This window comes from Sulfitobacter sp. LC.270.F.C4 (assembly GCF_032922545.1).
In the GTDB taxonomy this organism is placed as follows: Bacteria; Pseudomonadota; Alphaproteobacteria; order Rhodobacterales; family Rhodobacteraceae; genus Sulfitobacter; species Sulfitobacter profundi.
In genome coordinates this window covers 1,225,290-1,238,120 of record NZ_CP136692.1, presented here as the reverse complement: position 1 = coordinate 1,238,120, position 12,831 = coordinate 1,225,290, and the positions used below count along the sequence as shown (strand labels likewise).

General features: G+C 55.2%; 12 protein-coding genes. 2 read left to right on the top strand and 10 right to left on the bottom strand.

What is annotated here, in order from left to right; genetic code table 11:
* Window positions 1–47: 47 nt before the first annotated feature.
* Window positions 48–332, top strand: a complete 285-nt coding sequence (locus tag R1T45_RS09930; protein ID WP_317390731.1) for a cupin domain-containing protein — start codon at window positions 48–50, stop codon at window positions 330–332.
* Window positions 333–616: 284 nt separating this feature from the next.
* On the opposite strand, the gene R1T45_RS09925 is transcribed toward R1T45_RS09930, so the two are convergent.
* From R1T45_RS09925 to R1T45_RS09880, 10 genes are all read right to left on the bottom strand, one after another.
* Window positions 617–1,495 (bottom strand): formylglycine-generating enzyme family protein, encoded by an 879-nt coding sequence (locus R1T45_RS09925; protein WP_317390730.1) that lies wholly within the window; start codon window positions 1,493–1,495, stop codon window positions 617–619.
* 71 nt (window positions 1,496–1,566) lie between these two features.
* On the bottom strand, window positions 1,567–2,289 hold the full coding sequence (locus R1T45_RS09920; protein ID WP_317390729.1) for a DUF2270 domain-containing protein: 723 nt from the start codon (window positions 2,287–2,289) through the stop codon (window positions 1,567–1,569).
* Window positions 2,290–2,364: 75 nt separating this feature from the next.
* Window positions 2,365–3,312, bottom strand: coding sequence for a transaldolase (gene tal, locus R1T45_RS09915; protein WP_317390728.1), 948 nt, complete (start codon window positions 3,310–3,312; stop codon window positions 2,365–2,367).
* 150 nt (window positions 3,313–3,462) lie between these two features.
* A complete protein-coding gene (locus R1T45_RS09910; protein ID WP_317390727.1) occupies window positions 3,463–4,983 on the bottom strand; it encodes a sulfatase in 1,521 nt (506 codons plus the stop codon).
* 150 nt (window positions 4,984–5,133) lie between these two features.
* Entirely contained in the window at window positions 5,134–5,922 is a 789-nt protein-coding gene (locus tag R1T45_RS09905; protein ID WP_317390726.1) for a DeoR/GlpR family DNA-binding transcription regulator, read from the bottom strand.
* 97 nt (window positions 5,923–6,019) lie between these two features.
* Window positions 6,020–7,426: an amidase gene (locus R1T45_RS09900; RefSeq protein WP_317390725.1), complete on the bottom strand. Its 1,407-nt coding sequence runs from the start codon at window positions 7,424–7,426 to the stop codon at window positions 6,020–6,022.
* A 4-nt stretch (window positions 7,427–7,430) separates the two neighbouring features.
* Complete coding sequence (locus tag R1T45_RS09895; RefSeq protein ID WP_317390724.1) at window positions 7,431–8,489, bottom strand: sn-glycerol-3-phosphate ABC transporter ATP-binding protein UgpC; 1,059 nt, start codon at window positions 8,487–8,489, stop codon at window positions 7,431–7,433.
* 4 nt (window positions 8,490–8,493) lie between these two features.
* Window positions 8,494–9,381 (bottom strand): carbohydrate ABC transporter permease, encoded by an 888-nt coding sequence (locus R1T45_RS09890; RefSeq protein ID WP_317390723.1) that lies wholly within the window; start codon window positions 9,379–9,381, stop codon window positions 8,494–8,496.
* A 2-nt stretch (window positions 9,382–9,383) separates the two neighbouring features.
* On the bottom strand, window positions 9,384–10,439 hold the full coding sequence (locus R1T45_RS09885; RefSeq protein WP_317390722.1) for a sugar ABC transporter permease: 1,056 nt from the start codon (window positions 10,437–10,439) through the stop codon (window positions 9,384–9,386).
* A complete protein-coding gene (locus R1T45_RS09880; protein ID WP_317390721.1) occupies window positions 10,440–11,804 on the bottom strand; it encodes an ABC transporter substrate-binding protein in 1,365 nt (454 codons plus the stop codon).
* Between the two features lie 159 nt (window positions 11,805–11,963).
* Here R1T45_RS09880 and R1T45_RS09875 point away from each other — a divergent pair, with 159 nt between their 5' ends.
* Window positions 11,964–12,767 carry a BtpA/SgcQ family protein gene (locus R1T45_RS09875; protein ID WP_317390720.1) on the top strand — a complete coding sequence of 268 codons (804 nt, stop codon included), beginning with the start codon at window positions 11,964–11,966 and terminating at the stop codon, window positions 12,765–12,767.
* Window positions 12,768–12,831: the final 64 nt, after the last annotated feature.

The window sequence follows — 12,831 nt, the reverse complement described above, 5'->3', positions numbered from 1 at the left end:
AGAATTACGAATACCGCTACCTGTGTGCGGAGCTGACCAACAAACGTATGGTTCCGATCCACGCGCGCATCAAAGCCTCTAACCTCAAGCAATTTGGCCCTCTGGAACGCCACGGCGGAGAGGAGTTCTTGATTGTTTTAGATGGTGCCGTCGAAGTTCATACCGAATTTTATGCCCCGATTACCCTGCAACGCGGCGAAAGCATTTACCTTGATAGCACGATGGGCCATGCCTACATTAGTGCGGGCACTAAGGACGCCGAGGTTTGTTGTGTGTGTACGGACCCAATGCGCTTGGACGAAGACGATGAGCGAGACCGAAAGAGTATTTAACGGCACATGGGTGCATCTGGTTAAGCTATATAACCGTCCAGAGCATGAAACTACGAGCGAAAGCCGAAGGATCAAGTAATCTTGACAATACGCAAAAAGCGCGCCTTAACCTTAATTTCTGCACGGCAACGGTTCTCATCAAAATGAGTCAAACTCGGATGTTGCCACCGGAGAAGTAAACGACTGCAGGGGCCGCATAGCTTGCCAGTAGTTAAGCGAGCACTGATGGGATCTGTATCAAATCCAACTTTAAGAACGGTACAAGCTATGTGCATGATGCCAGTTCACGAATCCCAAACGACTCGGAAACCTTGATGCGTGGTTGCGGTGTCCGGTGAGTTGCCACTACGGGCAGCGATCCGATACCGGAAGCAATAGCTCTTATGGCAGAGGTGCGACCCCCCCTTGAGCAGGCGATAGCCGCGACGCAACCCTTGATGCGCACGTGCCTCCCGTCGAAGGGAGCGTACGGTAAAAGGCTCGGCAGTCCATTCCCAGACATTGCCTACCATGTTGTATAGCCCGTAGCCGTTTGGCGCGTAGGATCGCGCAGGCGCGGTGAACAGGTGTTCGTCAAGTCCGAGATTTTCGAAGGGGAACCGGCCCTGCCAGATATTGCAGGGAAAATGTGTGGCATCGTTAGGCTCAGCGTCGCCCCAGGGGAACAACACGTCCCCAAGACCTCCGCGAGCTGCATGTTCCCATTCGGCTTCAGTTGGAAGCCGGCCGCCGGCCCATTTTGCATAGGCCTGCGCGTCGTTCCACGAAACATGAACCACAGGGTGGTCAGCAAGGTCGTGCAAGACATCCCGACCGCCGCCATCTATGTAGCGCCAATTGGCATCATCCACGCGACGCCACCATTCCAGCGCAGGTACGCCGTTGGTCCCCCCGACCTTGCCCGCGACTTGGGTGTGGAATACAAAGCTCCAGCCTATGCGCTCGGCTTCGGTCATGAAGCCTGAATCCGTGACAAAAGCGGCGAACTCCGCGTTTGTGACCGCTGTTGATGCCATTCGGAACGGCGCAACCCGCTTGGTCCTTAAAGGGCCTTCGCCGTCATCGGGAATGTGCGGTTTGCGCGTCCCCACCAGCGCCCTGCGCCCAGGAATTTTAACTGCACCCGCATCAGCGCGCGGGGCGCGCGCCTGCGCGATCACCATGGCGGGCGGCACCGGCCCGGTATCGGCTAACGGGCAACAGCAGTTTGCGAGAGTGGTTTTAGGTGACTGGCTCATGCGATGGTAATCAGGGTTCGTTTGTCGCGTCGCGCGGCGCGTTCTATCGCATAGGTCCAAACAGCGATGATGCTCCACGTGCCATAAAACATCACACCGCAAATCAGAACAAGATGTCCTGGCACAGGCCCGATCGAGGCCCGCTCGAACAATTGATCCGCACTTACCAGCGGTGTTGGATGGATTGATAGCTTGCCACAATAGGCCAGTACTTGAATTGCGAAGACCCAAGCGTAATTCTTGCGCAACCGACGACCAATTGCACGGATAAAACTAATATGGAATTGCGGTCGCTCGTAGTCATCGGCCAGAAGTTGCTCCCAGTCCCCGTTTCGGCAACCCCCGGGGCCGCGTAGCAGCGGCGCGTAGAAATCTGTTTCCATCAACCGCGCCCGCGCCCGCCAGACATTGAAATAGCGATAACGGCGCGCTTCCTGCATCAGAAACACGCCGACCAGCAAACCCACCAAGATCAGAGGCAGTACAGTCGCATTTAGGCTGCCGAAGGTGACCGTGAGGGAAACGCCCGTCACAACGACAGCCCAGTTGGTGGTGGTGTCCAAGCGGGTTCTCCAGACCGTGCTGCGATAGACTTCGCCCCGGTAGAGGTGTGCGAGCGCGCCCATTTCTGCCGGTGTGAAATCAGCGTGGCTTGATTTGGCGACGGGTAAGACCGGTGTGGTGGAGTGCGGAATGAATTCCGACGTGTTAATATTCATGAAGAATTCCTCCTTTGCCTTGCGAAAAGTGATCGGCATAGGTGGCGACCAATCAGCCCCCGTCTCAGCCAGAGTTCAATCCGGGGAGCGTGCCGCGATTAGGGAGACCAGCTTTTGCCGGTCCCTGTCAAATTTGCGGATACCTTCCGCCAGTTTCTCTGTCGCCATGGCGTCTTCATTCATCTCCCAACGGAAACGGGCCTCGGACATTGCGATGAGTCCGACGCCGCTGGCCCTTTCTGGCGCCAACACCCGAGGCAAATCTTCCATGTCGCTGCCAAGTTCACTAAGCAAGTCCGGCGCGATCGTCAGGTTGTCGCATCCTGCCAGCGCTTTGATTTGTCCGGTGTTACGGAAGGACGCACCCATGACGGCTGTCTTGATGCCATTTGACTTGTAGTAATCATAGATCCTACGCACCGATTGCACACCAGGATCCTCGTCCGGCGGATACCCTGTCACACCGGCCTCATTCTTGTGCCAATCGGTGATCCGCCCGACGAAAGGCGAAATCAGAAAGACGTTCGCCTCGGCGCAAGCCACTGCTTGAGCCAGGCAAAAAAGAAGCGTCAAATTACAGTCAATTCCCTCGTCATGAAGTATTTTCGCCGCGCGAATTCCCTCCCATGTCGCGGCGAGCTTGATAAGGATACGATCCTTGCTAATGCCACGGGCCCCATAGTCGGCTGTAATCGCCCGCGCCCGCGTCACAGAGGCCTCTGTATCAAAAGATAGATGTGCGTCCACTTCGGTCGAGACGCGGCCGGGCACCAAGCTGCAAAGCTGAGAGCCAACAGCAACGGTCAGCGCATCGGCCAGTTGTAATGCATCCTTGCCCGCCTTGCGCCCGGCTTCAATTTCGGTCGTGATCAGCGCTTCCGAAGCCGGGTCTTCCAATGCCATTAACACCAGGGACGGGTTTGTGGTGCAGTCCACTGGTTGGTATTTGCGAACCGCCCCAACATCCCCAGTGTCTGCCACAACGTCAGTCATTTTTCGTAACTGGTCCAGCACGCTTGCCATCATCGCTCTCCGGTCGGAGGCAGGTCCTCCGCATTGCGTTATTGTTGAAACTCTTGATGCCAGCTGTGCGCCCATCGAGTGCCCGCACACTGCCCGGAGAGCCCCAGCCTGTGAGGTGGCCGGCTTCGCCATCAATCTGGCGTTGCCCCCTCAGATCGGCGTAGGTTTGGGCTTTTCATGCGCGGGAACCGCGTGCGGATCTTTCAAGAATCCGCTCAACCGCTTTCGATAATCGGCGGCCAGTTCGGAGCGCCCCGAGCTTTCAAGCCGATCAAGATATAGTTCGGGATCAGAATACAAGACTGGCCCGCGCGAAAGGTTTTGTTGCATCTTGTCGGGTTCGGACGTAGGGCGGCCGGCGTACTCGAACCACCAATCGGCCAGGTTCGCCTTGAGGGGTGCCGCAAGTTCGGGCCGATCCGGCATCAGGTCCCTGGTCATGTTCGGATCATTGCGCAGGTCATAAAGCGCCTCGGGGTCTGCCTTGTAGGTGCCTGGATGCAGCGTGCGTATATAAAGCAAATCGCCCCTGCGCACGGCACGCTGAAAGGTGTGAACCCCTTGGCTGAGGATTAGGTGATCGCGCCCGTCGAAATCCTCGCCACGCAAGACCGGCGCAAAGGATTTGCCGTGCCAACCCTCGGGGGTGGGCAGGCCCAACATATCGCAAAGCGTCGGACCCAAATCGAGATGATAGAACAGACCGTCGTGGAAACGTTTTTCCTCTGGCAAACGATCTGTAACCCCGGGCCAATGTACGATCAGCGGCACTCGTGTGGTCGCCGGATGAGCATATGCGTGTTCGCCGTAAATGCCATGTTCGCCAAAGGCTTCGCCATGGTCTGCGGTGAACACGATCGCTGTATCCTGATCGATCTCCAACTCCCTGAGCTTATGAAGGATCCGACCGATGTGATGGTCGATATAGGAAATTGCCCCATCATAGCCGTTGATCAGTTGCTCAAAATCGGCACGGTTGGTGATCGCATGGGGCGTAATTTCAGGGTTCGGCGAAGGGTCGCCGTACGCCCCGTGAAGGTCCCTGGCCGTCGCCGCGCCGTACAAATCCTGATGTTGCGCAATCGTGCCTTCGTCAGGCCATTCAGGCGCAGGACCACTTGCGGACGCGCGGTCAAGCGTTTCCTTATCGATCTGATAGTCCCGATGCGCATCCCAGAAGTTCAGCATCAAAAACCACTTGTCATCCTTGCCACGCCGGTCCAGCCACTCAAGCGCTGTGTTGGTCACGTCGGCGGCATCCTCATCGATGCCCAAAGACAGGCTCGGCCGCAAGAATTCCATGAAATTTCCGTGGAACCAGTAGGCTTGGTGCCGCTCTGCAAAACAGGTCATTCCCACCGTGTGGTAGCCACCTGTATTGGCAAGGTGGAATCCGAAAAAAGGCGCGTTGCTACGTTGACTGCGTGACTCAGTTAGATACATATCACCATCGTTAGCTTGATGCCCAACCACACCCGTTGAGACGCCGAACCGCTGTGTGGTGAATGCACCCCGAGATGGCATGCAGGGCGTGTCAGAACTGTGGTATTCGTCAAATCGCACCCCCCTGTCAGCAATAGACTGAATATTCGGGGTCAATTTCCGAGCATATCCATAAGGTGAGGTATGGTCTGGCCGCAGAGAATCTACGTCTATGTAAATGATGCGCATGAGGCCCCTCGTTTTAGTAGATGCGAAAAATTTCCTCGAACAAATACCACCAAAATCACCCACAATCAAACATAAAAGATCATCTTTTGAGGAATCTAATCGACAAAAGAGATCGAGCTTGGGGAGGTGCAATGTGTCAAAATGGCTGGTTTAGGGCGCAAGCACGACATCCACATTAAGATCAGCGAGAACAGCAGCCATTTCTGGAGGAAGGGGGGCGTCAGTGATTAGGACGTCGATACTGTCAAACCCCATTACCCGCACCGCAGAAGATTTCCCAACCTTAGAACTGTCGAGCATTAGCACGCGAGAATGCGCCTGCATTGCAAGGGTTTTCTTGATTTCCGCATCTTCAAAAGAGTAATCGAACAAGCCGTCCTCGGTAATCCCCGCCACCGCCAGGAAAGCGATCTCGAACCTGAAATCCCGAAGATAGGCAACGGTCTGAGCACCGACAGTCGACGGATCGGCCCCGGCGATCCTCCCACAAGGTGCGTAAATCTGCATCTGGTTCTTTGCGAGCACTCTTTGGATCGGAAGCGACGCACATACAATGTGGACCGTGCTATCAGAGATTAGCGACGCCAGTTCAAAACAGGTTGTGCCAACGTCGATTGCAACGGTCGACCGCGGTTCGATAAGCCGGACAGCGCTGGCTGCAATGCGCTTTTTTTCCGACCGATTTCGGGTCGCGCGATTTTCGACACTGGGCTCGATCATCTCGGACGCCTTGCTGCGCAGATCGTCGTTGGAGTGCGCCCCGCCATGCGTCCGCACGACGTGCCCTTCAGCCCCCAACTTATCCATGTCCCGACGGATCGTCATTTCGGATACACCCAGCCGCTCGGCAATATCGCTTACGGACGCGTGACCATTGTTCTCGACTTCCGCCAGAATGGCTTCAAGCCGCACAGTGGCAGGGATGCGTTTGGCGGTCATTTGGGCAACTCAGTTTGATTTTCGGTCAGCATACATGGTTCTATCAAAAACGAACAAAAAATGTCAACGAGATTGATACGTGTCCCCCTACGCAAGCTCACTCTGGCGGTCGCATATGAACCCATGGTGCCACGAGCTCGTAAGCCCTCGACGCCCGCAACACCAGCCCATCGGCATGACGCGCACCGACGATTTGGAGCCCGATAGGCAAACCGCCCTTAGACAGCCCCGCCGGAACGCTCGCCGCCGGATTGTGAAACAAGTTGAACGGAGAACTGAACGGCGCCCATTCCATCCAATCCCATTCGTGTTCGGGGTAATTTTCGGGCAGAAGCCGTCCGTTGGTGACTGGCAAACAAGCGACAGTAGGGGTCAGCAACAGGTCATGTTGGCCGAACCATGCGACCAGACGCTGGTAAATCGGAAACGCCTTTACCTTATCGAACAGGAACTCACCCGAGGTCTGCTCCAGCGCGCCGCGTGCGCATGCGACAAGGGCGGGATCAAGTACGTCCAGATGATCGCCAAGTCGATGGTTCACGATGGCGGACATGATTGCCTGCCAATTGCGCTTGGCGATTTCCATGGAACCGGATAAATTGAGGTTTGCAGACACCACTTCGGCACCGAGATCGCTAAAGCGCTGCGCGGCAGCTTCGCAAGCGGCCAGAACCTCTGCGTCGACGTTCTCCACGAAACCAAGGTCCGCGCTCCAACCAACCCGCAGTCCTGTTAGCGGCTTATCGAGGTCTTCCAGATATTTGGGTGACGGGCATTCCAGCGAATATAGGTCCCGATTATCAGGGCCCGAACAGACTTCCATCATGAGCGCAGCATCGGTCACTGTCCGGGACAGGGGGCCGTAGTGGGTGTGCTGGTTGGTATTGGGGAGCATGAGCGGGATGCGGCCGTGCGAGGGCTTCAACCCGTATATCCCACAAAAAGATGCGGGTATCCGGATCGACCCGGCCCCGTCGGTTCCCGTCGCCAACGGGGCCATTCCCGCCGCGACCGCAACTGCAGAACCACCGGAACTACCCCCGGGATTGCGGGATTTATCCCACGGATTATGTGTCATGCCGTGCAAGTCAGAATAGGTTAGACCGATCCACGCCATGTCAGGCGTTGTGGTCTTGCCCAGCGGGATCGCACCTGCAGCTTCCATCCGCTCAATGATCGGTGAAAACCCAGTGGCCACGTGGTCTTTGTTTGGAAGCGACCCGACGGTGGTCACCTGACCCTTGTAGTCGTCTGAATCCTTGATCGCATAGGGCACCCCGTGCAGCGGCCCCCAGAACTCGCCTCGCATCTGCGCCTCTTCGGCCTTCCGGGCCTTGGCGCGGGCAACATCGAACATCGGCAGGCAAAAGGCATTCAGCTCGCTATCCAGCAGTTCGATGCGCGCAATGCAGGCTTCTGTCACTTCTACCGGCGATAGCGTCTTGTCCCGCACCCGCAATCCGATTTCCGAGGCGTCCAACCAATGCAGTTCTGTTGCTGTCATCGGCTCAGATCCTTTGGCCAGTCAACGCGTCGAACAGATGCACCGCGTCCAGACGCAAGGAGACCGGGATTTCCTGTCCGGGGCGCAGGTTCAGTCGCTCTTGCTGGGTGATTTGGACAACCTGTCCACCGATTGTGCCGGTCAGGATGGTTTCATTGCCAGTCGGCTCGACAACGTCAACTTTCATGACCGTCATTCCAGCGCCCTGGACGAGGTCGAAATGCTCTGGCCGGATGCCGTATTTCGCAGCACGCCCATCAGAATTGTAGGCCCAGTCAGGCAGGGGCAAGGCGCTGCCATCGCTGAGTTTGAAGACCGACCCATCAATTGTGCCTTCCAGAAGATTGATTGATGGGGAGCCGATAAATGTCGCGACGAATTCATTAACCGGGGCATCGTACAATTCCAACGGAGACCCAATCTGCTCGATATGACCGCCGCGCATGACCACGATACGATCGGCCATTGTCATCGCCTCGATTTGATCATGCGTAACATACACAGAGGTCGCCCCAAGCCGTTGGTGCAAAGATTTGATTTCGGTCCGCATTCGCACACGCAGCTTGGCGTCAAGATTCGAGAGCGGCTCGTCAAAAAGGAACACTTTGGGGCTGCGAACAATCGCCCGACCCATGGCGACCCGCTGACGTTGTCCACCGGACAGTTCACGCGGGAACCGGTCCAGATAGTCAGTCAGGTTCAACGTCGCGGCCGCTTCGCGAATACGAGCGTCCATTTCGGCTGCTGGCACCTTTGCCAGCTTGAGAGCAAAACCCATATTCTGCGCGACGGTCATATGCGGGTAAAGCGCATAGCTTTGGAACACCATAGCGATATCCCGGTCGCGGGGGGCAATATCATTGATCACGTTGCTGTCAATGCGAACAGTCCCGCCGGAGACATCCTCCAGCCCTGCTATCATCCGAAGCAAGGTAGATTTTCCACAGCCCGAGGGGCCGACAAGCGCCACGAATTCGCCGTCTTGAATATTGATATCGATACCATGGATCACCTCGACAGAACCATAGTTCTTCTTGAGGTTTTCTACTGAAACATTGGCCATTGAGTTATCCTTTTACTGCGCCGGCCGTCAGGCCTTTGACAAGGTATTTTTGCAGAAGGAGCACCAACGCGAGGGTCGGAGCGAGACCGATTAGGCAAATAGCCATCATGACGGTAAAGAAGACGAATTGGTCGGATACCAATCCAGCCAGGACCACTGGCAAGGTCATGAATTCGGGCTTCGAAGCTATGATCAGTGGGATCAACAGTTCGTGCCAGGAGATGATAAATATGATCACGCCACACGCCGCCAACGCCGGAGTTGAAAGCGGCACTACTATGCGGACGTATGCCCCGAAGCGGGAGCAGCCATCAAGCCGCGCAGATTCCTCAAGCTCTTTAGGAAAAGCTTGGAAATATGGTACCAAAATGATGATGGCGTAGGGCAGCAAAAGCCCCACTTCTGCAATGATGATCCCGGGCAGGGTATTGAGCAACCCGATGTTTCGCATCACAACGAACAGCGGCAGCATCAAGACGATCAAAGGCACCATGCGGCTAATCACCGTCAAATTCATCAGATAGGTAGTCCAGCTGAGTCTGAGCCGCGTAACTGTCAGCGCTGTCAGCGTCGCCAGCGAAAGCGTAAGTACCGTTACGCTTGTGGCGACCACCATCGAGTTGAGAAAGGCGTTGCGGAACCATGTGACCGAGTTCGGCAGATAGTCGATCCCCTGAAAGGACTTGCCCTTGTTTTCCCCGCCCGACAGGATTAGCCGGAAATTATCCAACGTATATTCCGAAGGCAACAGCGCCCAGACATCAGCATGAAGTGTTCGTTCGGATTGCAATGCGCCAAGGACCACAGGCACCAGCGGGAGGATCAAAAAGCAGATCACCAGCACGTTAGCGAGGTACATGAAGATGCGGTAACGCCACGTCATTCTCTTCATAATCAGTACTCCACTTTCTTGTAGACGTAGCGGACATAGGCGATGGCCACGACACCGACGATCAGCGCCAGAACATAAGCCGATGCGGCGCCCACCCCGATGTCAAAGGGCGGATTGAACGAGGTCTTGTAGGTATACCAGGCGGCAACCCAGGTATCGTTGCCGGGCCCCCCCTGTGTGATCGCGAAAATTTCGTCGAAGATCATGAAGGCAAAGGTAGTCCGCAGGATCAAAGTCACAGCAATGATCGGGCGCAGCAGCGGTAGGGTGATATAGCGAAATTTTTCCCATACTGTCGCGCGGTCAAGCTCGGCAGCCTCATAAAGATGATCAGGAATACCCTGGAGCGCCGCATGATAAAGCAGGATATTGAAAGGAACGGTGCGCCAGACATAGGCAATGATGATCGCCATAAAGGCGGTTGAAGGATTGCCAAGCCAGATCACCTGCTCCTCAATAAAGCCAAGCTGATAGAGCAGGCGGTTCAGATAGCCGAACTGGGTGTTGAAGATGAATGCCCACAGGAAACCGTTAACGATTGGCGGAACCGCCCAAGGCACAAGGATCAGAAACTTGGTGACCTTGGACAATTTTACCCGGTGCTCGTTGATCACAAGCGCGATGGCGAGGCCGATCACCACCTCAAGGACAACCGAGATAACGACAAACAGCACAGTGTTCTTTAGTGACTTCCAGAACACCGGATCACTGAAAAGCTCGGCGTAGTTTGCCCAACCGGTAAAGGAATATTCACCTGTCCGCAGCTCGCGCACGCCAACTTCGTGGAAGGAAAGGTATCCCGCGAAAAAGATCGGGTAAGCAAGAATGAGAACGAAACATATCAGCGTCGGAACATTCATTCCCAATGCCAACCAGGAGGGGGCTAACTCCCCCCAGCGACGCTTCGTTACGGTAGCCGTACCGGTTGCAGTTTCTGCCTGTCCTATCATAAGAAATGTCCAATATTTCTTCAATTTTCTGGGGTGGCTGAGCGCATTATCCGCTGGCCTCTGAATTGATACCGGCATCAAGCCGGTATCAATTTTCGCACGCCACATTTAACGTTTTGCAGCGATCGCGGCGGCAGAGATGTTGTCACAGGCGACATCGACCGAGATCTCGCCCTTCAGACAGGCTGTCAGCTCGAGGTTCAGTTGTTCGTTCCACTTGCTATACCAAGGCTCAGCCACAGCAGGCACAACTTTTTCGTAATTTACGCCATTTGCAAAAATCCCGTTCAGCACATCTACATCAACTCTGTCTGACCAAGCTTCTCGCACTTCATCACTCTGGGCGACTGAGGTGAAGCCGGGATAAAGCATGGAGCTTTTGGCCAGGCTCAACGCTTGTTTATAGGTGCCGTCCTTAGTTCTGCCGCCAAGGTATTGCAGCATCTTCCACGCCCATTCTCGGTCGCGTGTTGCATCGGACATCATATAATACCAAGTGGCCACGAGGGTCGCCCCATCCCCTGGCAGCCCATGGATCTTGCCCTTGCCTGCAATCGGCGACTGGGCGGGATCGTTCATCTGGTTCATAAAGTAGTTGTGGAACGTGCCGAGATAGAGATGCTTGCCAGTGTTGAAGACCTTTACGGCAGGCAGGAACTTCAGATTCAGCGAATCCGGATCAGCGATCTCGTGCTTGATGAACGTGTCCTGGAAGTATTGGAGCGCTTCACGGGCGATTGAGCCAGGACCCAGTTCAGGATTCATATCTTCGTCAAAAATCCGGCCGCCGCGGTTGCAGACTTGACTGAACCAAGTGCCCGGCAGCGTTTCCAGCGCCGGACCACCCACCCAAAGCAAGGGGTAGTTTGCGACACCATCGGCCTTCGCTTTCAAACATTGCTCGGTTAATTCGTCCCACGTCTGGAACGGCTTCCTTTCAAAACCGGCCTTGGTCAAAAGCTCGTCGTTATAGGCAAAAGCCCAAGCGATTGAGAGATATGGCAAGCCCCAGAGCTTACCATCGACCGTGGCGGTCGAGCGAGCGAGCGGGGTCATATCAGCGATATAGTCTTCGACGCCTGGCAGACCGTCCAGTGGAGCCGCAATCCCCTGATCGATATAGCTCGCCATAGTTGAGAGTATTGAGACGAATACATCTATGTCTTCTCCCGCAGCAAACATAGTGGTCAACTTGGCAATCTGCGGCTCGATATTGGGCTCAATGATCTTCTCTACCGAAACCCCCCAATCCTCTTCGAACTTAGCAGCGATCTCTTCGTAAATGTTGCCGTACTGCCAGACCACCAGATTAACCTGATCGACATCCGATTCGGGTCGTGCGGCAAAGGCGTCCTGAGCAAAAGTCATTTTCGGCAGCATGCCTGCCCCCGAAGCGCCGAAGGCGGCCAGCGCCTTCAAGAAATTACGCCGCGCCATAAGCACGTCGTTAAGCGATGTTTTCACTTTCGTCATTTCTTTACTCCCTGTGAACGCCGCCCATGACGACGGAAACTTGATTGGTGTATGTACCGAGTAGCACAAAATAATACAAATTAAAACATAAATGTTGCATAACTGTGTTTTTATGTTAGTTATTGTTCTGTAGAAATTTTACCCAAGGAGCCTCAACCCATGATTTTCGATTTTTTGGGGGATAAAAAGCGCGCTGTTGTCTCTATGTGTCATATGGGGGCCCTGCCCGGGTCGCCGCTTTATGATTCAGACGGCGGCATCAATAAGTTGATCGACGACGCACTGTCCGACATCCACAAGCTGCAGGAGGGTGGCGTCGACGCGATCATGTTTGGTAACGAGAATGACCGCCCCTACCTGTTGGAGGCGACGCCCGAATCCATTGCTGCCTACTCTGCTGTCGTTCAAGCCTGCAAACCGGAACTGAAGGTCCCGTTCGGGGTGAACTACCTCTGGGACCCGACCGCCTCAATCGCGATTGCAGTTGCCACCCAGGCCAAATGGGTACGCGAAATCTTTACCGGAGTCTTCGCATCTGACATGGGCGTCTGGGCACCCAATGCAGCTCGCCCAGCGCGCATGAAGCGCAACCTCGACCGTCGCGACGTTAAACTATTCTTTAATATCAATGCCGAGTTTGCCCACTCGCTGGATCAACGCCCCATCGAGCTTCGCGCGAAATCCGCCATCTTCTCCTCCATGGCTGACGCCATCCTTGTGTCTGGTCCGATCACTGGTCAACCCGCCGATGCATCAGACCTACGCAAGGTGGCAGAAGCTGTGGGCGAAATGGTGCCCGTTTTTGCCAATACTGGCGTGAATGTCGACAATGTAACTGACGTGATGTCTGTCGCGTCAGGCTGCATTATCGGTTCACATTTCAAGATTGATGGTGACACCTGGAATGCGGTGGACGGAGACCGGGTCAAACGGTTCATGGATAAGGTCAACACTTTGCGCTAAACTTTCCATCCGCTCAAGGGCAAGCAAGCCACGAACGGCCCAACTGCCGTTCGTGCGAATGCTT

What these genes read in the sequence shown, in the direction of transcription:
- R1T45_RS09920 (WP_317390729.1), bottom strand. Translation starts at nt 2,289, where the DNA reads ATGAATATTAACACGTCGGAATTCATTCCGCACTCCACCACACCGGTC.
- R1T45_RS09925 (WP_317390730.1), bottom strand. Translation starts at nt 1,495, where the DNA reads ATGGTGATCGCGCAGGCGCGCGCCCCGCGCGCTGATGCGGGTGCAGTT.
- R1T45_RS09890 (WP_317390723.1), bottom strand. Translation starts at nt 9,381, where the DNA reads ATGAAGAGAATGACGTGGCGTTACCGCATCTTCATGTACCTCGCTAAC.
- R1T45_RS09910 (WP_317390727.1), bottom strand. Translation starts at nt 4,983, where the DNA reads ATGCGCATCATTTACATAGACGTAGATTCTCTGCGGCCAGACCATACC.
- R1T45_RS09900 (WP_317390725.1), bottom strand. Translation starts at nt 7,426, where the DNA reads ATGACAGCAACAGAACTGCATTGGTTGGACGCCTCGGAAATCGGATTG.
- R1T45_RS09885 (WP_317390722.1), bottom strand. Translation starts at nt 10,439, where the DNA reads ATGTGGCGTGCGAAAATTGATACCGGCTTGATGCCGGTATCAATTCAG.
- R1T45_RS09875 (WP_317390720.1), top strand. Translation starts at nt 11,964, where the DNA reads ATGATTTTCGATTTTTTGGGGGATAAAAAGCGCGCTGTTGTCTCTATG.
- R1T45_RS09895 (WP_317390724.1), bottom strand. Translation starts at nt 8,489, where the DNA reads ATGGCCAATGTTTCAGTAGAAAACCTCAAGAAGAACTATGGTTCTGTC.
- R1T45_RS09905 (WP_317390726.1), bottom strand. Translation starts at nt 5,922, where the DNA reads ATGACCGCCAAACGCATCCCTGCCACTGTGCGGCTTGAAGCCATTCTG.
- tal (WP_317390728.1), bottom strand. Translation starts at nt 3,312, where the DNA reads ATGGCAAGCGTGCTGGACCAGTTACGAAAAATGACTGACGTTGTGGCA.
- R1T45_RS09880 (WP_317390721.1), bottom strand. Translation starts at nt 11,804, where the DNA reads ATGACGAAAGTGAAAACATCGCTTAACGACGTGCTTATGGCGCGGCGT.
- R1T45_RS09930 (WP_317390731.1), top strand. Translation starts at nt 48, where the DNA reads ATGGTTCCGATCCACGCGCGCATCAAAGCCTCTAACCTCAAGCAATTT.